This window comes from Paraburkholderia sp. A3BS-1L (assembly GCF_051125215.1).
In the GTDB taxonomy this organism is placed as follows: domain Bacteria; phylum Pseudomonadota; class Gammaproteobacteria; order Burkholderiales; family Burkholderiaceae; genus Paraburkholderia.
This window is the reverse complement of record NZ_CP120442.1, coordinates 3,223,228-3,244,625: the sequence shown is the minus strand read 5'-3', so window position 1 is coordinate 3,244,625 and position 21,398 is coordinate 3,223,228. Positions and strand designations below refer to the sequence as shown.

Sequence of the window (21,398 nt, the reverse complement as noted above, 5' to 3'; positions counted from 1 at the left end):
TAACTCCGGCCGACAAAAATTCGGGTGTGAACGACCTAAAACCCGAAACCGTTATAATTCGCGCATACCACTTTTTTCTGAGAAGGCTCACGCGGTCCATTCGTCCATGCGTGAGGTCCAGCCATGCTTTTTCCCACAGAATTTGACGTCATCGTCGTCGGCGGCGGTCACGCCGGCACCGAGGCTGCGCTTGCCGCCGCTCGCATGGGCGTCAAGACGCTCCTGCTCACGCACAACATCGAAACGCTCGGCCAAATGAGCTGCAATCCGTCGATCGGCGGCATTGGCAAAGGCCATCTGGTCAAGGAAGTCGACGCGCTAGGCGGTGCGATGGCCGCTGCCACCGACGAGGGCGGCATCCAGTTCCGCATTCTCAATTCGTCCAAAGGGCCGGCTGTGCGTGCGACACGTGCGCAGGCCGACCGTATCTTGTACAAGGCAGCGATCCGTCGGCGCCTCGAAAATCAGCCGAACCTGTGGCTGTTCCAGCAGGCGGTTGAGGATCTGATGGTTGAAGGCGACCGCGTTGTCGGGGCTGTGACGCAGGTGGGCATCCGCTTCCGCGCACGCGCGGTGGTGCTGACGGCGGGAACGTTCCTCGACGGCAAGATTCATGTGGGCCTGAACAACTACACAGGCGGCCGTGCCGGTGACCCGGCGGCGGTGACGCTGTCTGCACGCCTGAAAGAGCTGAAGCTGCCGCAAGGGCGCCTTAAAACGGGCACGCCGCCGCGCATTGATGGTCGCTCGATCGATTTTTCGATGCTCGAAGAGCAGCCAGGCGACCTCGATCCGGTGCCTGTGTTCTCGTTTCTGGGCAGGGCAGAGCAGCATCCGAAGCAGATTCCCTGCTGGGTTACACACACCAACGAACGTACGCACGACATTATTCGCGGCGGTCTCGACCGCTCGCCCATGTATACAGGCGTGATCGAAGGGGTGGGGCCACGCTATTGCCCGTCCATCGAAGACAAGATCCACCGATTTGCCTCGAAGGAATCGCATCAGATCTTCCTGGAGCCCGAAGGCCTGACGACGAACGAGTTCTACCCAAATGGGATCTCGACGAGTCTGCCGTTCGACGTTCAGCTGGAGCTCGTGCATTCGATGCGCGGGCTGGAGCATGCTCATATCCTGCGCCCCGGCTATGCGATCGAGTATGACTACTTCGATCCGCGCGGCCTGAAGGCATCGCTGGAAACGAAGGTGATTAGTGGTCTGTTCTTCGCGGGCCAGATTAATGGCACGACCGGCTACGAAGAGGCCGCAGCGCAAGGGCTGCTTGCGGGCATCAACGCAGGCTTGCAGGTGCAGGGTAAGGACGCGTGGTGTCCGCGCCGCGATCAAGCGTACCTCGGCGTGCTGGTCGACGACTTGGTGACACGCGGCGTTTCCGAGCCGTACCGCATGTTTACGAGCCGCGCGGAGTACCGTCTGAGCCTGCGCGAAGACAATGCCGATATGCGCCTGACGGAAATCGGCCGTGAACTTGGTGTTGTCGACGATATTCGCTGGGATGCATTCAGCCGCAAGCGCGACGCTGTTTCACGTGAAACAGAGCGCCTGAAGTCGACTTGGGTGAATCCGAAGACATTGGGCGCAGAAGAGGCAACGGCGCTCCTCGGCAAACCCATCGATCGCGAGTACAACCTCGCGGATCTGCTGCGCCGTCCTGGTGTGAGCTACGATGGCGTGTGCGGCCTGCGCGAAGGCGCCTGCGCGCCTGAGACACCGCTTGCTGACGACGAAATCCTGCTTGCCCAGATCGAGGAGCAGATCGAAATCGGCATCAAATATCAGGGCTATATCGATCGTCAGGCCGATGAGATCGAGCGCAACGGCGCTCACGAGAACACGCGTCTGCCGGACGGCATCGATTACGCTGAAGTTCGCGGTCTATCGTTCGAGGCGCGCCAGAAATTGAATCAATTCCGCCCCGAAACCATTGGCCAGGCGTCGCGCATCTCGGGCATCACGCCTGCCGCTATCTCTCTGCTGATGGTTCACCTGAAGCGCGGCCTGGGCCGCCGGCGCCAGAACCCGTCCGATCAGGGCGCGGACAACACGACGGTGGCTCAATGACGGGGCGCGCAAGGCAACCCGGCATCACGGATCGCGACGCGCTCGCACGGCTGCTGAAGGAGGGCGCGCAGGCGCTCTCCCTCGATTTGAGCGAGCGGCAGCACGAGCAGTTGCTGGACTATGTCGCATTGCTGGCGAAGTGGAACGCCGTCTATAACCTGACGGCGATCCGTGATCCGCGCCAGATGCTCATCCAGCATATCCTCGATTCGCTTTCGATCCTGCCGCATTTACCCAAATGCGCCGACGCCTCGGTGCTCGACGTTGGCTCGGGCGGCGGCTTGCCCGGCATCGTGCTCGCGGTTGCGCGTCCGGACTGGCAAGTCACCCTGAATGACATCGTGCAAAAGAAGTCGGCGTTCCAGTCGCAGGCCAAGGCTGAATTGGATCTTGCGAATCTGTCTGTGGTGACGGGGCGTGTTGAATCGCTGCGTCCTGGGATCGAAGTGCCAAAAAAATTCGATCTGATCGTCTCGCGGGCATTCGCGGAACTGGCCGATTTCGTTACACTGGCCCGTCACCTTGTTGCGGACGGTGGTGCGATCTGGGCGATGAAGGGCGTGAGGCCCGACACCGAGATCGAGCGCTTGCCAGACGGGGCGCGCACGCTGCAGACGATTCGTCTGACGGTACCGATGCTCGATGCGGAGCGGCATCTGACCGAAGTGGTGGTTAAGCCGACACAATAACGTGGTTCACTGGCGGAGATGGCCAGGCTCATACGGCCCAAGCCGAATGGCCCAGGCCGAATGACCGGATAGCGCGCCCAGCGGCATATACGCTATAACGTAAGCAAACTTTTTAAGGCAGTAAAAGGGACACACAAAAGATGGCAAAAATCTTCTGCGTTGCGAACCAGAAGGGCGGCGTCGGCAAGACGACGACAACGGTCAATCTCGCCGCGAGCCTCGCATCGCAGGGACAGCGTGTCCTTCTCATCGATCTCGACCCGCAGGGCAATGCCACGATGGGCAGCGGCATCGACAAGGCGGCGTGCGAGAACACGGTTTACGAAGTGCTGGTCGACGGCGTTTCGGTGCCGGAGGCGCGCACGCGGCCGGAGCAGGTGGGCTACGACGTTCTGCCGGCCAATCGCGAGCTCGCGGGTGCCGAAGTGGAACTGGTGACGGTCGAGCAGCGCGAGCGCCGCTTGCGGGCTGCGCTCGCCCAGGTCGACGACGAATACGATTTCGTGCTGATCGACTGCCCGCCGGCGTTGTCCTTGCTCACACTCAACGGACTGTGCGCGGCGCACGGTGTCGTGATTCCGATGCAGTGCGAGTACTTTGCGCTCGAGGGGTTGTCAGACCTCGTCAACACGATCAAGCAGGTGCACGCGAACATGAATCGCGACCTGAAGGTGATCGGTCTTTTGCGCGTGATGTTCGATCCGCGCATCACGCTGCAGCAACAGGTCTCTGAGCAACTGAAGGAGCACTTTGGCGATAAGGTGTTCGACGCGGTGATTCCGCGCAACGTGCGGCTTGCCGAAGCGCCTAGCTACGGCTTGCCGGGCGTGGTGTTCGATCGCGCGTCGCGCGGCGCGCAGGCTTATGTGCAATTCGGCGCGGAAATGATCGAGCGCGTACGCGCACTCTGACTCGGACTGGGGAAGCACGATGAACGCAGTAGCACGGAAGAAAGGACTGGGCCGAGGACTCGAAGCATTGCTCGGCGGCAGCGCGGACATTACCGAAGCGGTGAAGATCGAGGGCGCGCCCAATACGCTCGCGCTCACGCAGATGCAAGCCGGCAAATACCAGCCGCGCACGCGCATGGACGAAGGCGCGCTACAGGAACTCGCGGCGAGCATTCGTGCGCAAGGGCTGATGCAACCGATCCTGGTGCGCCCGGTTGGCCCCGAGCGCTACGAGATCATCGCGGGCGAGCGACGCTTCCGTGCGGCGCACATTGCCGGTCTCAAGGAAGTGCCGGTTCTCGTGAAGGATGTGCCCGACCAGGCCGCAGCCGCGATGGCGCTGATCGAGAACATCCAGCGCGAAGACCTCAATCCGCTTGAAGAGGCGCAGGGCATTCAGCGTCTGCTCGACGAGTTCAGTTTCACGCACGAGCAGGCCGCCGAATCGGTGGGGCGCTCGCGTAGCGCGGTGTCGAACCTGCTGCGTTTGCTGAATCTTGCTGCACCGGTGCAGACCATGCTGCTCGCAGGCGATCTCGACATGGGCCACGCGCGTGCGTTGCTCGCAGTCGATGCGGCCACACAGATCACGCTCGCCAATCAGGTGGTCAACAAGCGCATGTCGGTGCGTGAAACGGAAAAGCTCGTTTCGAACACCACCAAGGCCGCCCCCGCAGTGAAGGCGAAGGCCGCGCACGACGGCGGCCGCGACACGCGCCGTCTCGAAGATGAGCTGTCCGATTTGCTGGCTGCCACGGTCAAGATCAAGCTTGGCAGGAGAGGGCGCGGCCAGCTCACTGTCGATTTCGGCGACCTCGATGCGCTCGACGGTATTCTGCTTCGCCTGCGTGGCGAAGCTGCTGTTTGACTCCATGCTCATAGTCGTTTGCCGTGCGTGAATCCCATACTGCTTTGCGCGGCCCGTTAAGCGTGCTGCGCGGGCTCGGCGCGTTCGCGCTTGCCGAGCCGGTTTTGTCGATACTCGTCGTCGCGTTCGTCGCGTTGCAGATTTGCGCGCCGCGCGCATGGTCTTCGCTTCCCGCGCTGGTCGACTGGCAAACGGTGATGACGCTCGCCGGTCTGCTGATTCTCACCAAAGCGCTTGAATACTCAGGATTCCTGACTTGGGTGGCGCATAGGCTGGTGCGCCGGATTCGTTCCGAGCGCTCGCTCGCATTCCTTCTCGTTGCATTCGCAGCGTTGCTCTCGACGGTGGTGACGAACGACGTCGCGCTTTTTGTCGTGGTGCCGCTCGTGCTGTCGTTGCACCGACTTACGCCGCTGCCGCTAAAGCGGCTTGTCATCGTGATCGCGCTCGCCGTGAATGCGGGCTCGGTGCTCACGCCGCTAGGCAACCCGCAGAACCTGTTTCTTTGGCAACTTAGCGGTGCGTCATTTGGTCGCTTTGTTGCGTCGCTTGCGCCGCTCTGCGCGCTGTTGATGGCGCTGCTGTTCTTGCTCGCCGCGCTTCTTTTCAAGCCTAAGCCACTCGATTTGACGATCGACGTCGAACGCCATCAAGTCGATCGCGCGCTGGCAGGCGTTGCCGCATTACTTTTCGTAGCGTTCGTGCTGCTTGCAGACACGCATCGCGCGGGCATCGCATTGGGTGGCGTCGGAGTCGGTTTTCTCATCTGGCGCATGAAAATCGTGCTGAAGATCGACTGGCTTTTGCTGCTGATCTTCGTGCTGATGTTCATCGTGTTACGCAGTGCCGCCGCGCTGCCGTGGATTCACCACGCACTTGAGAATCTCGGATTGCAGACGCCACTACGCGCCTACGCAGCAGGCGCCATCCTCTCGCAGGGCATCAGCAACGTGCCTGCCGCCATCGTGCTCGCGGGTTTCACGCACGACTGGCGCGCGTTGGCGTTTGGCGTGAGCGTCGGCGGTTTCGGGTTTGCCATCGGTTCGCTGGCGAATTTGATTGCCGTGCGGCTTTCCGGCGTGCAAGGCGTGTGGCTGCCGTTCCATTTGATCTCTATCCCGTTCTGGGTAATCGCCGTTATCGGTGGTGGACTAGTGTTGTATTTTTTCTGACAGAAAAACCACAATGCAGCGACACAGTCATCTTTCCACGGTAAAATCGCGCCCCGTTTTGCTTGGCTCTCCTGACGTTCGCGCGTGACCTTACAGTTTCCGTTACCTGCGGCGTAATGGTGCGTTTTCCGCATGATGAAGTAGTATTTCATGCGTGTTATGAAACGGCCTAAAGTCTTGAATTGGCTGCAACTATCGCTTACAATCGCCCGGATTTATTTGGTTGGCGGGGCTGTAAGCGCGCTGCAAGAAACCGGGCGGAAGCCAAATATCCGGAATAACGCAATGGTGGGTCAGAGGCCAGACGAGGCGCCGCAGGCGCATGAAGGGCCCGATGGTCCACAACGCGGAGCCGAAGCATCCAGCGAAAAGCAGGGGGCAGGCCCGGACAGAGGACGAGCCGCTAGTGCGCGTGTTGATTCCACAACGGATCACAACGCACGATGGGATCAGCTAGACGCCGACCAGCAAGATAACAACGACATCGTTCCGCTCACCCGGGCCGAAGCCGAGCAGCTCTTCGGCGCACAGGTGAGCCGCCCGTCGCGCGTCACGCCGTTTCGTGTCGTAGCAGCGCAAGTGGCTTTGTCCCTGGTTGCCGCTTTGTTGTGGTGGCTGTTTTATAAGCCGCCGGGGGCGACTGCGCCGGACGCCGTAGCGCTGTCCGCGTTGCTGGGCGGAGCGATCTGCTGGATACCCGGAGCGCTGTTCGCGGCGCGCCTGAAGCAGTTGAGCAGGGCCGGCACGGTGATGAACTGGATGCTCGGCGAAGCATTCAAGATGGGGGCGACGATTGCGATGTTCGTTGCCATTGCGTTCTGGTATCGCGACGTGCAATGGATCCCGTTGCTCGTCACTTACCTGATCGTGCTGAAGACATACTGGATCGCGCTCGCGTGGCGCTGACCCGCAGCTGGCATCGCGCCGCCTTTCATGTGGAAGGCGTGGAGGCGAACAAGGCGGCAAGTGGTTGGCACATGTTGGAGTAAGACTCGATCCGAGGCGGTGCGTTCCCGCAACAGGTTGTTGCGCGGGAGTGGCCAAAACCGATTTTCGACAATTTGGGTGGTTTTAACGATATGGCAGCCAGCGAAGGAACGAGCGCTCCGGGTCCGTCCGAGTACATTGCGCACCACTTGCAGAACTTTGCCACTGGGCACCAGACGTCGATCGTCGATTTCCATGTCTGGAATCTCGACACGCTGTTCTGGTCGATCCTTTGTGGCCTCGTGACCATCCTCTTGCTGCGCCTCGCCGCGCGCAAGGCGACCCCGGGCGTGCCGGGCCGTTTCCAGTGCGCCATCGAAATGCTGGTGGAAATGGTCGAGGATCAGTCGAAGGCCATCGTCCACGGCAACCGTAAATTCATCGCACCGCTCGCGCTGACCGTGTTCGTCTGGGTCGCGCTCATGAACTCCCTCGACTTCATTCCCGTCGATCTGCCGACTCGCGTGATTGGCTGGCTCGGCCTGAGCGAAGTGTTCCCGCATCAGCGCATCGTCCCGACGGCCGACCTCAACGGCACGTTCGGCATCGCGCTCGGCGTGTTCGTGCTGATGATCTATTACAACCTCAAGATCAAGGGCGCAGGCGGCTTCGTGCACGAACTGCTGTCGGCCCCGTTCGGCGCGCATCCGGTCCTGTGGATCCCGAACCTTGCACTTAACATCATCGAGTTCGTCGCCAAGACGGTTTCGCTCGCCCTGCGGTTGTTCGGCAACATGTATGCAGGCGAACTGCTGTTCCTGCTGATCGCGCTGCTGGGCGGTCTGTGGAGCTTCGGCGCGGACACGACGGTGCTTGGCTTCATCGGCCACGTGATTGCGGGCAGCGTCTGGGCGATCTTCCACATCCTGATCGTTCTGCTGCAGGCGTTCATTTTCATGATGCTGACGCTGGTGTACATCGGCCAGGCACACGACAAGCACTAAGGGCTTGTCGAACCCAGAATTGCAGTTTTAAATCCCCAGTTCCAAAAAATCTCACAAAGGAGTGATCATGCAAGCTTTCATCGCCAACATCCAGGGTTTCACGGCCATCGGTATCGGCATCATCATCGGCCTGGGTGCAATCGGCGCCTGTATCGGTATCGGCCTGATGGGCGGCAAGTACATCGAAGCCTGCGCACGTCAGCCTGAACTGATGAACCCGCTGCAGACGAAGATGTTCCTGCTGGCTGGTCTGATCGACGCGGCGTTCCTGATTGGCGTGGGTGTTGCAATGCTGTTCGCGTTCGCTAACCCGCTGCTCTCGAAGCTCGCGGGCTAAGTTCCCTGGATGGTTGCGCCCGACCTATAACTATAGACGCGGGCGCAGGACGGAACGGGTGACGAGGCGCTGATCGAGTTTCACAACCGATGAGCGCCTTGCCGTTTCAACTCCCCGGAATAGCAACGTAAAAGGAAACACCGTGAATATCAACGCAACCCTGTTTGCGCAAATGGTCGTGTTCCTGATCCTCGCGTGGTTCACGATGAAGTTCGTGTGGCCGCCGTTGATCAACGCCCTCGACGAGCGCTCGAAGAAGATCGCTGACGGCCTCGCTGCCGCGGATAAGGGCAAGGCGGAACTCGAAGCCGCGCACAAGCGCGTTGGCGAAGAACTCGCTTCGGCCCGTAACGAGGGTCAAAGCCGCATCGCGGACGCAGAAAAGCGCGCATTGGCCGTCGCAGAAGAAATCAAGGCCCAGGCACAAGCCGAAGCGGCTCGCATCATCGCTCAAGCTAAGGCCGACGCCGACCAGCAGGTCGTGAAGGCACGCGAAGCGCTGCGCGCCGAAGTCGCGGCACTTGCCGTGCAAGGCGCCGAGCAGATCCTGAAGCGCGAAGTCGACCAGGCAGCACACGCCGACCTGCTGAATCAACTGAAAGCTGAGCTCTGATCATGGCCGAACTTGCAACCATCGCCCGCCCGTACGCAGAAGCGCTGTTTGGCGTGGCCGAAGCTGGTGACACCGCCGCCTGGTCCACGCTCGTCACGGAGCTGGCTCAGGTTGCGGCCTTGCCCGAGGTGCTGTCGGTCGCGACAAGCCCGAAAGTGAGCCATGCCCAGGTCGTGGAGCTGCTGCTTGCAGCGGTGAAGTCCCCGCTCAAGGATACGGCCGAGGCCAAGAATCTCGTGCAGATGCTGGTCGCGAACCACCGCCTGGAGCTGCTGCCGGAAATTCACGCACAGTTCGAAGCGCTCAAGAACGCCAAGGCCGGTGCGGCCGACGCGCTGATCGTGAGCGCATACCCGCTCGAAGGCGCGCAGTTGACCGACCTCGTCGCGAGTCTCGAACGCAAGTTCAAATGCAAGCTGAAGCCGGCAGTCGAAGTCGACAAGTCGCTAATCGGCGGCGTGCGCGTCACGGTCGGCGACGAAGTCCTCGATACCTCGGTCCGCGCGCGGCTCGCCAGCATGCAGGTGGCTTTGACCGCTTGAGCGCCCCGATAAATACATCGGGCGCAGCGGCTGGCACGCAACAGAATTGAACATCAGGAGCGAATAATGCAACTCAATCCCTCTGAGATCAGCGAGCTGATCAAGAGCCGGATCCAGGGCCTTGAAGCGAGCGCGGACGTTCGCAACCAGGGCACCGTGATCTCCGTGACCGACGGTATCGTGCGTATCCACGGCCTGTCGGACGTGATGCAGGGCGAAATGCTCGAATTCCCGGGCAACACCTTCGGCCTCGCGCTGAACCTCGAGCGCGACTCGGTCGGCGCCGTGATTCTGGGTGAGTACGAGCACATCTCGGAAGGCGACATCGTCAAGACGACGGGCCGCATTCTCGAAGTGCCGGTGGGTCCGGAACTGATCGGCCGCGTGGTCGATCCGCTCGGCAACCCGATCGACGGCAAGGGCCCGGTCAACGCCAAGATGACCGACGCAATCGAAAAGATTGCTCCGGGCGTGATCTGGCGTGAAGGCGTGTCGCAGCCGATGCAAACGGGCCTCAAGTCGATCGACTCGATGGTGCCGATCGGCCGTGGCCAGCGCGAGCTGATCATTGGCGACCGTCAGTGCGGCAAGACCGCGGTGGCCGTCGACACGATCATCAACCAGAAGGGCAAGGACCTCATCTGTATCTACGTCGCGATCGGCCAGAAGGCTTCGTCGATCCAGAACGTGGTGCGCAAGCTCGAAGAAACGGGCGCGATCGAGTACACGATCGTGGTCGCCGCTTCGGCTTCGGAATCGGCTGCGCTGCAGTACCTCGCGCCGTACGCCGGCTGCACGATGGGCGAATACTTCCGCGACCGCGGTCAAGACGCCCTGATCATTTACGACGACTTGACCAAGCAAGCTTGGGCATATCGCCAGATCTCGCTGCTGCTGCGCCGCCCGCCGGGCCGTGAAGCTTACCCGGGTGACGTGTTCTATCTGCACTCGCGTCTGCTCGAGCGCGCTGCACGCGTTTCGGCCGACTACGTCGAGAAGTTCACGAACGGCGAAGTCAAGGGCAAGACCGGTTCGCTGACGGCACTGCCGATCATCGAAACGCAAGCAGGCGACGTGACCGCATTCGTTCCGACGAACGTGATCTCGATTACCGACGGCCAGATCTTCCTGGAAACCGACCTCTTCAACGCAGGCATCCGCCCGGCTATTAACGCCGGCGTGTCGGTCTCGCGTGTGGGTGGTGCGGCACAGACCAAGGTCATCAAGAAGCTGTCGGGCGGTATCCGTACCGACCTCGCACAGTACCGTGAACTCGCGGCATTCGCCCAGTTCGCATCGGACCTCGACGAAGCAACCCGCAAGCAGCTCGAGCGCGGCCGCCGCGTGACGGAATTGCTCAAGCAGCCGCAATATCAGCCGCTGCAAGTGTGGGAGCTGGCTGTTTCGCTGTTCGCGGCGAACAACGGCTACCTCGACGACCTCGAAGTCAAGGACGTCTTGGCATTCGAGAAGGGCCTGCGCGAATACCTGAAGTCGAAGCACGCCGACCTCGTCGGCCGCATCGAGGACAAGAAGGACCTGTCGAAGGACGACGAGACCGCGCTCCACGCGGCGCTCAAGGACTTCAAGAAGTCCGGCGCATACTGATCCGTCCGGGAATCAACCACGATAAACGGACATTGAAGCGGCGCGGGTTCGCTGTAGTCAGGGCGCCCGCCCCGTTTCGATCAAGGAGCAAGCAATGGCTGGAATGAAGGAAATTCGCGGCAAGATCAAGAGCGTGCAAAACACGCGCAAGATCACCAAGGCGATGGAAATGGTCGCGGCGTCGAAGATGCGCCGTGCCCAGGAGCGCATGCGCGCCGCCCGCCCGTATGCCGACAAGGTCCGCGACATCGCTGCGCACATGAGCCGTGCGAACCCCGAGTATCGCCATCCGTTCATGACGGAAAACAACGATGCGAAGGTTGCCGGCGTGATTCTCGTCACGACCGACAAGGGTCTGTGCGGCGGGATGAACACCAACGTGCTGCGTGCGACGCTGCAGAAGTTCAAGGATCTGGAAGCATCGGGCACGTCGATCGAAGCAACGGCGATCGGCAGCAAGGGCCTCGGTTTCCTGAACCGTCTGCGCGCGAAGGTCGTCTCGAACGTCGTGCAACTCGGCGACACGCCGCACCTCGAGAAGCTGATTGGCGCGGTGAAGGTGCAACTCGACCAGTACTCGGAAGGCAAGCTCTCCGCGGTGTACCTGGCGTACACGCGCTTCGTCAATACGATGAAGCAGGAGCCGGTCATCGAGCAACTGCTGCCGCTGTCGAACGAGCGCCTCGAAGGCAACGACGACGGTACGACGCCGAAGTCGCAGTGGGACTACATCTACGAGCCGGACGCGCAAACCGTCGTGGACGAACTGCTGGTGCGTTATGTCGAAGCCCTGGTCTATCAGGCCGTGGCGGAAAACATGGCGTCGGAGCAGTCGGCCCGTATGGTCGCGATGAAGGCAGCGTCGGACAACGCGAAGACGGTCATCAACGAACTGCAGCTCTCGTACAACAAGAGCCGCCAGGCCGCGATTACGAAGGAACTTTCGGAAATCGTCGGCGGCGCCGCAGCGGTCTGACCGGGCACAAGCCGAACGCGAACCGCGCCGCTATGACTGGCGGCCGAGTGAAGAATTCAGGTATCTAAAGGAAAAGCGATGAGTACAACTGCTTTGGTAGAAGGCAAGATCGTACAGTGCATCGGCGCGGTGATCGACGTGGAATTCCCGCGCGAGAGCATGCCGAAGATCTACGACGCGCTGATTCTCGAAGGGTCGGAACTGACCCTCGAAGTACAGCAGCAGCTCGGCGACGGCGTCGTGCGCACCATTTGTCTGGGTGCGTCGGACGGCCTGCGCCGCGGCACCGTGGTCAAGAACACGGGCGAGCCCATCAGCGTGCCGGTCGGCAAGCCGACGCTCGGCCGCATCATGGACGTGCTGGGCCGCCCGATCGACGAAGCGGGCCCGATCGTCAGCGAGCACAAGCGCGCGATCCACCAGAAGGCACCGGCGTTCGACGAACTGTCGCCGTCCGCAGAGCTGCTCGAAACCGGCATCAAGGTTATCGACCTGATCTGCCCGTTCGCAAAGGGCGGCAAGGTCGGTCTGTTCGGCGGTGCTGGCGTGGGCAAGACCGTCAACATGATGGAGCTCATCAACAACATCGCGAAGGAACACGGCGGCTTCTCCGTGTTCGCGGGCGTGGGCGAGCGTACCCGTGAGGGCAACGACTTCTACCACGAAATGAAGGACTCGAACGTTCTGGACAAGGTCGCGCTGGTGTACGGCCAGATGAACGAGCCGCCGGGCAACCGTCTGCGCGTCGCGCTGACGGGTCTGACGATGGCCGAGCACTTCCGTGACGAAGGCCTCGACGTGCTGTTCTTCGTCGACAACATCTACCGCTTCACGCTGGCCGGTACCGAAGTGTCGGCACTGCTCGGCCGTATGCCTTCGGCAGTGGGTTATCAGCCGACGCTGGCAGAAGAGATGGGCAAGCTGCAAGAGCGCATCACGTCCACGAAGAAGGGCTCGATTACCTCGGTTCAGGCCGTGTACGTCCCTGCGGACGACTTGACCGACCCGTCGCCGGCTACGACCTTCGGCCACCTGGACGCAACCGTCGTGCTGTCGCGTGACATCGCCTCGCTGGGTATCTACCCGGCAGTCGACCCGCTCGACTCGACCTCGCGCCAGATCGACCCGAACGTGATCGGCGAAGAGCACTACTCGATCACGCGCGGCGTGCAGCAGACGCTCCAGCGCTACAAGGAACTGCGCGACATTATCGCGATTCTGGGCATGGACGAACTGTCGCCGGAAGACAAGCTGTCGGTCGCCCGCGCACGCAAGATCCAGCGTTTCCTCTCGCAGCCGTTCCACGTCGCGGAAGTCTTCACGGGCTCGCCGGGCAAGTACGTGCCGCTGAAGGAAACCATCCGCGGCTTCAAGATGATCGTGGGCGGCGAGTGCGATCACCTGCCGGAGCAGGCGTTCTACATGGTCGGCACGATCGACGAAGCCTTCGAAAAGGCCAAGAAGATCCAGTAAGGGTCGCGTTGCAGGCAACGAGGCGGAATGAGTTATCTCGTATAAGTGACGCGTTACTCAATCCGCCGCCGCAACTTTTTGACCCTAGGAGTCGACAGATATGGCAGCAACCATCAAGGTAGACGTCGTTAGCGCCGAAGAGAGCATCTTCGCCGGCCAGGCGAAGTTCGTCGCGCTTCCGGGCGAGGCGGGCGAGCTGGGCATTCTGCCGGGCCACACGCCGCTCATCACGCGGATTCGTCCGGGTGCGGTGCGCATCGTGGGCGCGGAAGGCGATGAAGAGTTCGTGTTCGTCGCCGGCGGCATTCTCGAAGTGCAGCCGGGCGCCGTGACGGTGCTCGCCGACACCGCGATCCGCGGCAAGGATCTCGATGAGGCGAAGGCCGGTGAGGCGCGCAAGCGCGCCGAAGAGGCACTGCAGAACGCAGGTTCGAACCTCGAGTACGCAACGGCGCAGGCGGAACTCGCCTACGCAGTCGCGCAGCTTGCGGCAATCCAGCGCCTGCGCAAGATGAATCAGCATTGATTCCGGCGCGCCCGCCCTGTGTGGCGGGCTGTGGCCGCGAACGAGAAGGGCTCCCACCGGGAGCCCTTTTTCATGGGTGAGCCGTTAGCCGCGGCCACTGTCGTTGAGCACCTCCACGCGCATCACGCCTTGGCGTTCGCTGAAGTAATGCGTATTGGAGAACAAATAGTCGCCCACCTGTACGTGCCTGAGGATCAGGTCACGGCCCGCCGGCGTGAGCTTCGGGTCGGCGAGCAGGGCGTCGAGGTCGGCTTCGGTGATGCGACGCTGGTTTTCGTCGTCGCGCCAGTCTTCACCCGCGCGCAGCGCGCCCTGCAGCTTGAACTCCGAGGTGAACAAACGCGAGCCGTCCGTCCGGTAGACGCTCATGCTGATCGGCCAGAGGCCTGCGTCGTACGCGTCCTGGGACACGATTTCGTGAATGAACACGTTGTTGCCGGAGGTGAAGCCGTCGAGCCGCAGCTTCCCGCTGGGACCCGTGACCCCGAGGCGCACGATGCCGCAGGAATTGCCGTTGTCGGCGCGCGGCAGTATGCCGAGATACGAATCGGTCGCGACAAACAGGATGCCAACCTTCTCGCTTTCTTGCGCACCAGGCGTGAATTGCTTTTCAATCTGGACTGACACCGACTTGTTGATGCCGACCACGTTGACTTCAGATGTCTGCGCGCCGATCTCGAAGGCGATTGCGCCATCCGTGTCGTCGATGGGCGCGCGGCGTTCGCCGTCGACGAGTGCAGTGAAGTCCCACCCGGTGCGCTGAAGGAACCGCAGCGAGACGCCGTCGTCGGCGCGCGCGATCACGAATTCATAGAGCCAGTACGAACCCGGGGCGAGTTGCAGCTCGATGGTGTCGGCGCCCACTATCATCAGGACACCTCCGATCAGCTTGTTCGTGTCCACGGCACCCTGGGCATCGGCGAGGGCGCTGTAATGCGTTCCAGCCGGCACCAAGCCGAACGCGTACTGGATCGTGCCATCAGGTTCGGAATAGCCATTGGCGTCGGAGCCCGGTACGCCGGCCCAGATTTTCTTCGAGAGTCGCAGCTTGCCTTTGCGCCCGTTGTTGTTGGTCACTTCCACGCGCATTACGCCCTGTCGCTGGTAGAAGTAGTTCTGGTTGGTGAACAGCCAGTCGCCGGCATGCACGTTCGCGCGGATCAACTCGCGTGCAGCGGGTGTGAATTTGGGGTTGTGCAGCAGAGCCGTCAGTTCTTCCTGCGTGACCTCGTGAGCGTCGGGAAAACCAGCGCTGTACCAGAATGCGCCATCGATGTTGTAGACGTCCATCTTATCGGGACGCACGCCGGCGTCGTAATACGCCTTGGGCACGATCTCGTGAATGAACACGTTGTTGCCCGACACAAAGCCGTCCAGGCGCAGCTTGCCATTGGCGCCCGTCACGCCGAGGCGGACCACAGCGGTGCCGTCGAAATTCGGCGAACCGGTTTGCGTGAGGCCGAGATACGAGCTCGTGCCGAAGAACAGAACGCCTTCGGTGCGGCCCGTGCCGCTGCTCATGCGCTTGTCGATTTCCACGCACAGCGCCTTGTTGATGCCGACGATGCGCACATCGGCTACGCCGGTGCCGATTTCGAACGCAATGGCACCGTCCTGATCGTCGACCGGTGAGGTGCGCTCGCCGTTCACGACGGCCGTGAAATCCCAGCCGGTGCGCTGACTGAACTGCAACGAGACGCCGTCGGCATTGCGGCCAATCACGAACTCGTAAAGCCAGTATTTGCCGGGGGCGAGCGCCAGTTTGACTTCATTCGCGCCAACCACCAACAGCACGCCGCCGATCAGCTTGCCGGCATCGACTGAGCCGTCCGGATTCGCGATGCTCGCGTAGTGCAGACCCTCGGGCACGACTCCGAAGGCGTACTGAATCGTATTGGAGGGATCGGAATATCCATTGGCGTCGGAGCCGGGCGCTCCGGCCCAAATTTTCTTGCTCAGACGAATGTGGCTGGATGTGTTGCTGGCGTTCATCGCTGCTCCTTTGAAGTTGAATTTCTGGACGCTTGATTAATTTGGACTGCAAATAAATTGGCGGAAACGAAAACATCGTTAAGTGTTTGCAAAGCAGAGCTCATTTCATTACAAATTGAAAGAAAAATCCATCGGGCGGGCGAGGCGTGCGATGCGAGAGCACCGCGCAGAGTCAAAAAATGGCTGGGTTTCTGATCCGGCGAGCAGGAGCGCAGCCCGAGGCGCCGCCATGGAGGCTGTCGGGCCACGGAAGAAAATCTACTTGACGTTTACGGAAAGGTAATGCGAAATCATGGCTTCGCAGCGGCTGGAGACGCGCTGCGGATCTGGTCCCCGCCCATGCGTTGCGGGTATTACTTGATGCTGCTGGCCGCGCGCACAGTGGCACAATGTTTTTCAAATCCATTTCAATCGGGAGCGAGATTCCCGGGGAGACAGCCATCATGGCCATCGACGCTGCCGGTGCGCGCGAAGCGCTCATCGCGCCGAAAGACGGGCTTTCCTACGTGCGTGGGAGGACCGACATACCGCTCTCCAATGCGACCATCGGTGCTTTTCTCAGCGAGACCGCGCAGCGCTTTCCTGAGCGCCCGGCGGTGGTGTTCCGCGAACAGGACATCCGCTGGACCTGGCGCGAGTTCGCAGAAGAAGTGGACGTGGTGGCGGCTGGTTTGCTGGCGCTTGGCGTGAGGGCGGGGGACCGGGTCGGCATCTGGTCGCCCAATCGCTTCGAGTGGCTGCTCACGCAATTCGCCACGGCGCGGATCGGCGCTGTGCTCGTCAACATCAATCCTGCCTATCGCCTCGCCGAACTCGAGTACGCCCTGAACAAGGTGAGCTGCAAAGCCATCATCGCCGCGGAAAGCTTCAAGACATCGAAGTATCTCGAAATGCTGCAAACGCTCGCGCCCGAGCTCGCGAGCGCAACCCCAGGCGACCTGCATGCGGCGAAGCTGCCTGAACTGCGTGCAGTGATCCGCATGTGCGATGCGGAAACCCCCGGCATGCTGAACTTCGGCGATCTGATCGAGCAAGGGCGGGAGCGGCTCGAACTCAACGGCCGTGCTGAACTCGATGCGATCGGCGCGACGCTCGATGCCAACGACGCCATCAACATTCAGTTCACGAGCGGCACCACGGGCAATCCGAAGGGTGCCACGCTCACGCATAGCAACGTGCTCAATAACGGGCGCTTCATCGCCATGGCGATGCGGCTCTCCGAAGAAGATTCGCTATGCATTCCGGTGCCGCTTTATCACTGCTTCGGCATGGTGCTGGCGGTGCTCGCGTGCGTGTCGGTGGGTGCGGCGATGGTGTTTCCGGGTGAGGCGTTCGACCCGCGCGCTACGCTCGAAGCGGTGTCGGAGGAGCGCTGCACCGCGCTGCACGGCGTGCCCACCATGTTCATCGCGGAGCTCGATCATCCCGACTTCGAGCGCTTCGACCTCTCGCGCTTGCGCACCGGCATCATGGCGGGATCGCCGTGTCCGATCGAAACAATGAAGCGCGTGGTCTCGAAGATGCACCTCGCCGAGATCACCATCGCGTACGGCATGACGGAGACGAGCCCGGTGTCGTTCCAGAGCGCGACGACCGACCCGTTCGACAAGCGCACGACCACAGTGGGGCGGATCCAGCCGCACCTGGAGGTGAAGATCGTCGATCCGCTCGGCAACATCGTGCCGGTGGGCCAGACGGGCGAGCTCTGCACGAAGGGCTACTCGGTGATGCGTGGCTACTGGGACGACGAAGCGAAGACAGCCGAAGCAATCGTCGATGGCTGGATGCACACGGGCGACCTCGCGACGATCGACGCTGAAGGCTATTGCAATATCGTCGGGCGCCTGAAAGACATGTTGATCAGGGGCGGAGAGAACATTTATCCGCGCGAGATCGAGGAGTTCTTGTTCCGCCATCCGAAGGTGCAGTCGGTGCAGGTGTTCGGTGTGCCCGATGCGAAGTATGGCGAAGAGGTGTGCGCGTGGATCGTGCTTCGCCAGGGCGAAGCCGCGACGCCCGAGGAGATCCAGGCGTTTTGCCAGGGGCAGATTGCGCACTACAAGATCCCGAAGTACATCCGTTTTGTCGACGAGATGCCGATGACGGTGACGGGCAAGGTGCAGAAGTTCGTGATGCGCTCGCGCATGATCGACGAACTTAAAATCAGCGAGCAAAAAACCGCTTGATGCCGTTATGTCGCGGCGGTTTCGCGGCACGCTGCCGCCGCGAAACCGCCAAAGGGACAAGCGCCATGAATGAACCGATGTTTTGCAGGCCGAACAAATTGGCTGGCCAATCGACGCGGTTGCGAATTAACCGTCCGGCTAACACGGCGAGCAATCAAATAAGAAATGCAGGCGAATGAGGTTTGTGCCCGCGATTATTCCCGCGATCGCACCAAATCGACGATAAAAGCGAGTGGGAAAGCAATAGACGAAAAAAAAGCGGGCCTGGAGCCCGCTAAAAACCACACGCTACGGGGTTAGCGCGAGGAGACCAAAGGAGGAGCCGGGTCTTGGAACGCAAAACGCCGGTTACGGCTCCAACAAGGATGCCCCTGACAGGGCTTCGGCTTGACGCCGACAGGCAGGTGTATTATGTCCGCTCACACTTGCACCGCGCCGCATCCGTGTTGAAACCGTTGAAGGCATTGTGGGCGAATTAATGAACCTTGGCGGTAACAAAGTGTTTCAGGTTGTAACGTCCGTCAGATAAGGCTTTGTGGGATTTTTTGCCGTCCCGAGCGTTTCATGAAAGTCATTTTTACCTGCGTTTTTTGGATGCTGTCAGACGCTGCGTGGACGCGAATTAGAGATGTTATTCCAAATGCATGAAGAATGCCGCGCTGTGTGGCCATTACCGGAAATCGGCTGCATAAAAACGCAAACCGCATATGCGGATCGAGTCGATATTTCCGGTTGAATCCATGCGTGCGGTGCAAGGATTGCTCATATGGCATTGCAACGAGTGGTTGCAACTCCTCATATGGATGGGCTAATGATGCCGCGCCGGGATGAGTCCCGGCGCAGTTTATTGCATCGTCACCTTACTTGAGCCATTTGTCGGAGATTGCCTGATACTCGCCGCTTGCGCGCGCAAGGTGCAGCCATTGATCGACATATTGCTGGAACACCACGTCGCCGCGCGGCACCATCCATGCTTTCTCGCCGTACTGGAATGGCTTGTCGGGGTGCACCGAGCACAGTCCCGGGTTGAGCTTCTGCTGCAACAGTGTTTCGGATGCGTCGGTGACCATGACGTCCGCCTTGCCGGCCAGGATCTGCTTGAAGATCGTTACGTTGTCCGGATAGACGGTGAGATTCGCGTGCGGGAAGAACTGCTTTGCGAAGCGTTCGTTCGTGCCGCCGGGATTCACGATCACGCGCGTGGCGGGCTGATCGATCTGCGCAACCGTTTGATATTTGCTCACGTCGTCGCAGCGCACGATAGGCGTCTTGCCGTCGACCTGGTACGCCTCGGTGAAGAATGCGCGCTTTTGCCGTTCGAGCGTGGTCGACACGCCACCCAAGGCGACGTCGCATTTCGCGAGGAAGTCGTTCATCAGGTTCGACCATGTCGTCTTCACGAACTCGGCCTTCACGCCCAGCGACTTCGCGAGCGACTCGGCCATATCGATGTCGATGCCCTCGAACGTGCCGTCCTGCTTGTAGAACGAATACGGTTTGTAGTCGCCCGTCGTGCACGCGCGCAGCGTGCCGCGCGAGAGCACTTGGTCGAGCCGCGAGGGCGTACTGGCGCTCTGCGTCGCCACGCCCGGCGTGGCCGTGCTCTGCGCAAATGCGTGCGGCGCTCCGGTGAGCCCGCCGACCAGCGCGGCGATGGCTGAGCAGGCAGCGGCGACCTTCTTATTGTTCATGCTGTGTGTCTCCTCTTCTAATGGCGGTTTCGATGTAATGGATCGGAAAGGCATCCGATCATAGCCTGCCCGCATTCATGCGTTAAGCGTGGGCTGACCTGGTTGGTCTCCGGTGGATGCGTGTGCGGCGCGCGGTCCGGAGCGCCTTATCCCGGCCATCAGCGTCATGTCGCGGCGGCGGCTCCGGTAGAATGGCCGTCTGCTTTCGAATCTCGCGCGACCAGCGCTTCCCGCCCGTGGCCCACACTCTTCTGAACGACACCTTTCTGCGCGCCTTGCTGCGTCAGCCGACCGAATACACGCCAATCTGGCTGATGCGCCAGGCGGGCCGCTATCTGCCGGAGTACAACGCCACGCGCAGCCGCGCGGGCAGCTTTCTCGGTCTCGCCAAGAATCCCGATTACGCGACCGAGGTGACGCTGCAGCCGCTCGATCGCTATCCGCTCGACGCCGCCATTCTGTTCTCTGACATCCTCACGATTCCCGATGCGATGGGTCTCGGCCTCTCGTTCCAGGCTGGCGAAGGTCCGAAGTTCGCACATCCGGTGCGCAGCGAAGAGGATGTCGCGAAGCTCGCGGTGCCCGACATCGGCGAGACGCTCGGCTATGTGACCGACGCAGTGCGCGAGATTCGCCGCGCGCTCACCGACGCGCAAGGTCGCCAGCGCGTGCCGCTCATCGGCTTCTCGGGCAGCCCGTGGACGCTTGCCTGCTACATGGTCGAGGGCGGCGGCTCGGACGATTTTCGCACCGTGAAGTCGATGCTGTACGCGCGCCCCGATCTGATGGAGCGCATTCTCGAAGTCAACGCGCAAGCCGTGGCCGCGTATCTCAATGCGCAGATCGAAGCCGGCGCGCAAGCCGTGATGATCTTCGACACCTGGGGCGGCGCGCTCGCGGACGGCATCTATCAACGCTTCTCGCTTGCATACATCAAGCGCGTGGTGGCGCAGCTCAAGCGCGAGCACGACGGCGAGCGCGTTCCGGTGATCACCTTCACGAAGGGCGGCGGCCTATGGCTCGACGAGATCGCCGAAACGGGTGTCGACGCGGTCGGCCTCGACTGGACCGTCAACCTCGGCCGTGCGCGCGAGCGCGTGGGCGATCGCGTGGCGCTTCAGGGCAACCTCGATCCGACCGTGCTGTTCGCCTCGCCGGCGGCGATTCGCGAGCAGGCGCGTGCGGTGCTCGAGAGCTACGGCGCTCAGCCGGGCCACGTCTTCAACCTTGGGCATGGCATTTCGCAGTTCACGCCGCCGGAGAGCGTCGCCGAACTCGTGGATGAAGTGCATGGCCATAGCCGCGCCATGCGCGCTGCGTCGGCCTGAATTTTGTTGCATTGCAACAAGCTGGGCTCCGGGCATCAGGGTCCAGCTTGATCCGCGACCGGCGCGAGAGGCCCTCCAGATGCCGTTGCGTTGCTGTCAAGACTTGACTTATACACACTTACCTCGTTGCGGCGCGCAAGAGGGAAAAATTGCCGCACAGCGTCAGCGGGGCTTGTGAACAATCAATCGAGACCTTGACAGGTAAGGCTTTCGGCGCTCCGCGACCCTTTGTGCGGTGTCTCACATAATGGGCCCGTCGTCTTCCGGGCAAAGCAGGGTGGCCAAGTTCTTAACAAAGTTATCCACAGGCGCAGCGACGAAAGCGCGATTGTTCTGCGGAATCCAAAACTTAGCGCAGAAAGTGAAGTTCTACTTTAACTTCGGACGTCGGTGCGCCAGCGCACAGTGTTTGCCTCGCCCACGTTGGGGCGGAG

General features: G+C 61.3%; 18 protein-coding genes. 16 read left to right on the top strand and 2 right to left on the bottom strand.

From position 1 onward, the window contains the following. Window positions 1-123 precede the first annotated feature (123 nt). The 14 genes from mnmG (at window position 124) to P5W99_RS14790 (ending at window position 13,767) form a co-directional block, all read left to right on the top strand. Entirely contained in the window at window positions 124-2,082 is a 1,959-nt protein-coding gene (gene mnmG / locus P5W99_RS14855; protein ID WP_421025076.1) for a tRNA uridine-5-carboxymethylaminomethyl(34) synthesis enzyme MnmG, read from the top strand. Continuing rightward, window positions 2,079-2,771 (top strand): 16S rRNA (guanine(527)-N(7))-methyltransferase RsmG, encoded by a 693-nt coding sequence (gene rsmG, locus P5W99_RS14850; RefSeq protein WP_421025075.1) that lies wholly within the window; start codon window positions 2,079-2,081, stop codon window positions 2,769-2,771. Before mnmG ends, rsmG begins: the two co-directional genes overlap by 4 nt. 140 nt (window positions 2,772-2,911) lie before the next feature. Further along, window positions 2,912-3,682: a ParA family protein gene (locus tag P5W99_RS14845; RefSeq protein ID WP_421025074.1), complete on the top strand. Its 771-nt coding sequence runs from the start codon at window positions 2,912-2,914 to the stop codon at window positions 3,680-3,682. Between the two features lie 19 nt (window positions 3,683-3,701). Next, a complete protein-coding gene (locus P5W99_RS14840) occupies window positions 3,702-4,589 on the top strand; it encodes a ParB/RepB/Spo0J family partition protein (RefSeq protein WP_421025073.1) in 888 nt (295 codons plus the stop codon). Window positions 4,590-4,633: 44 nt separating this feature from the next. Next, a complete protein-coding gene (locus P5W99_RS14835; protein WP_434662614.1) occupies window positions 4,634-5,761 on the top strand; it encodes an SLC13 family permease in 1,128 nt (375 codons plus the stop codon). A gap of 285 nt (window positions 5,762-6,046) precedes the next feature. Continuing rightward, window positions 6,047-6,667 carry an ATP synthase subunit I gene (locus tag P5W99_RS14830; RefSeq protein ID WP_421073914.1) on the top strand — a complete coding sequence of 207 codons (621 nt, stop codon included), beginning with the start codon at window positions 6,047-6,049 and terminating at the stop codon, window positions 6,665-6,667. 173 nt (window positions 6,668-6,840) lie between these two features. After that, complete coding sequence (gene atpB, locus P5W99_RS14825) at window positions 6,841-7,692, top strand: F0F1 ATP synthase subunit A (protein WP_421025072.1); 852 nt, start codon at window positions 6,841-6,843, stop codon at window positions 7,690-7,692. A gap of 67 nt (window positions 7,693-7,759) precedes the next feature. Beyond that, a complete protein-coding gene (gene atpE, locus P5W99_RS14820; RefSeq protein ID WP_028203308.1) occupies window positions 7,760-8,029 on the top strand; it encodes a F0F1 ATP synthase subunit C in 270 nt (89 codons plus the stop codon). Window positions 8,030-8,171: 142 nt separating this feature from the next. Next, the gene (locus P5W99_RS14815; RefSeq protein ID WP_421025071.1) at window positions 8,172-8,642 is read left to right on the top strand and encodes a F0F1 ATP synthase subunit B; all 471 of its coding nucleotides are present in this window, start codon (window positions 8,172-8,174) and stop codon (window positions 8,640-8,642) included. 2 nt (window positions 8,643-8,644) lie between these two features. Further along, a complete protein-coding gene (locus tag P5W99_RS14810; RefSeq protein ID WP_035523148.1) occupies window positions 8,645-9,184 on the top strand; it encodes a F0F1 ATP synthase subunit delta in 540 nt (179 codons plus the stop codon). Window positions 9,185-9,250: 66 nt separating this feature from the next. Continuing rightward, the gene (gene atpA / locus P5W99_RS14805; protein ID WP_421073839.1) at window positions 9,251-10,792 is read left to right on the top strand and encodes a F0F1 ATP synthase subunit alpha; all 1,542 of its coding nucleotides are present in this window, start codon (window positions 9,251-9,253) and stop codon (window positions 10,790-10,792) included. 94 nt (window positions 10,793-10,886) lie between these two features. Beyond that, the gene (gene atpG, locus P5W99_RS14800; protein ID WP_035523142.1) at window positions 10,887-11,768 is read left to right on the top strand and encodes a F0F1 ATP synthase subunit gamma; all 882 of its coding nucleotides are present in this window, start codon (window positions 10,887-10,889) and stop codon (window positions 11,766-11,768) included. A gap of 78 nt (window positions 11,769-11,846) precedes the next feature. Next, window positions 11,847-13,241 (top strand): F0F1 ATP synthase subunit beta, encoded by a 1,395-nt coding sequence (atpD, locus tag P5W99_RS14795; RefSeq protein WP_213298554.1) that lies wholly within the window; start codon window positions 11,847-11,849, stop codon window positions 13,239-13,241. Window positions 13,242-13,341: 100 nt separating this feature from the next. Next, complete coding sequence (locus P5W99_RS14790; RefSeq protein WP_035523136.1) at window positions 13,342-13,767, top strand: F0F1 ATP synthase subunit epsilon; 426 nt, start codon at window positions 13,342-13,344, stop codon at window positions 13,765-13,767. 84 nt (window positions 13,768-13,851) lie between these two features. On the opposite strand, the gene P5W99_RS14785 is transcribed toward P5W99_RS14790, so the two are convergent. After that, window positions 13,852-15,759, bottom strand: a complete 1,908-nt coding sequence (locus P5W99_RS14785; RefSeq protein ID WP_434661293.1) for a hypothetical protein — start codon at window positions 15,757-15,759, stop codon at window positions 13,852-13,854. A gap of 443 nt (window positions 15,760-16,202) precedes the next feature. Between P5W99_RS14785 and P5W99_RS14780 the strand changes: the two genes are divergently transcribed. Then, window positions 16,203-17,945, top strand: a complete 1,743-nt coding sequence (locus tag P5W99_RS14780) for an AMP-binding protein (protein WP_421025068.1) — start codon at window positions 16,203-16,205, stop codon at window positions 17,943-17,945. An 860-nt stretch (window positions 17,946-18,805) separates the two neighbouring features. Here the strand turns inward: P5W99_RS14780 and P5W99_RS14775 are convergent. Then, window positions 18,806-19,636, bottom strand: a complete 831-nt coding sequence (locus P5W99_RS14775) for a transporter substrate-binding domain-containing protein (protein WP_421025067.1) — start codon at window positions 19,634-19,636, stop codon at window positions 18,806-18,808. A gap of 236 nt (window positions 19,637-19,872) precedes the next feature. Between P5W99_RS14775 and hemE the strand changes: the two genes are divergently transcribed. Then, window positions 19,873-20,964, top strand: a complete 1,092-nt coding sequence (gene hemE / locus P5W99_RS14770) for a uroporphyrinogen decarboxylase (protein ID WP_421025066.1) — start codon at window positions 19,873-19,875, stop codon at window positions 20,962-20,964. Window positions 20,965-21,398 lie beyond the last annotated feature (434 nt).

Excerpts from the sequence above, each read along its gene's own strand:
- P5W99_RS14775 (WP_421025067.1), bottom strand. The coding sequence starts at position 19,636 with ATGAACAATAAGAAGGTCGCCGCTGCCTGCTCAGCCATCGCCGCGCTG.
- rsmG (WP_421025075.1), top strand. The coding sequence starts at position 2,079 with ATGACGGGGCGCGCAAGGCAACCCGGCATCACGGATCGCGACGCGCTC.
- atpD (WP_213298554.1), top strand. The coding sequence starts at position 11,847 with ATGAGTACAACTGCTTTGGTAGAAGGCAAGATCGTACAGTGCATCGGC.
- P5W99_RS14810 (WP_035523148.1), top strand. The coding sequence starts at position 8,645 with ATGGCCGAACTTGCAACCATCGCCCGCCCGTACGCAGAAGCGCTGTTT.
- atpA (WP_421073839.1), top strand. The coding sequence starts at position 9,251 with ATGCAACTCAATCCCTCTGAGATCAGCGAGCTGATCAAGAGCCGGATC.
- atpG (WP_035523142.1), top strand. The coding sequence starts at position 10,887 with ATGGCTGGAATGAAGGAAATTCGCGGCAAGATCAAGAGCGTGCAAAAC.
- P5W99_RS14840 (WP_421025073.1), top strand. The coding sequence starts at position 3,702 with ATGAACGCAGTAGCACGGAAGAAAGGACTGGGCCGAGGACTCGAAGCA.
- P5W99_RS14845 (WP_421025074.1), top strand. The coding sequence starts at position 2,912 with ATGGCAAAAATCTTCTGCGTTGCGAACCAGAAGGGCGGCGTCGGCAAG.
- P5W99_RS14790 (WP_035523136.1), top strand. The coding sequence starts at position 13,342 with ATGGCAGCAACCATCAAGGTAGACGTCGTTAGCGCCGAAGAGAGCATC.
- P5W99_RS14785 (WP_434661293.1), bottom strand. The coding sequence starts at position 15,759 with ATGAACGCCAGCAACACATCCAGCCACATTCGTCTGAGCAAGAAAATT.
- P5W99_RS14830 (WP_421073914.1), top strand. The coding sequence starts at position 6,047 with ATGGTGGGTCAGAGGCCAGACGAGGCGCCGCAGGCGCATGAAGGGCCC.
- atpE (WP_028203308.1), top strand. The coding sequence starts at position 7,760 with ATGCAAGCTTTCATCGCCAACATCCAGGGTTTCACGGCCATCGGTATC.
- P5W99_RS14780 (WP_421025068.1), top strand. The coding sequence starts at position 16,203 with ATGGCCATCGACGCTGCCGGTGCGCGCGAAGCGCTCATCGCGCCGAAA.
- mnmG (WP_421025076.1), top strand. The coding sequence starts at position 124 with ATGCTTTTTCCCACAGAATTTGACGTCATCGTCGTCGGCGGCGGTCAC.
- atpB (WP_421025072.1), top strand. The coding sequence starts at position 6,841 with ATGGCAGCCAGCGAAGGAACGAGCGCTCCGGGTCCGTCCGAGTACATT.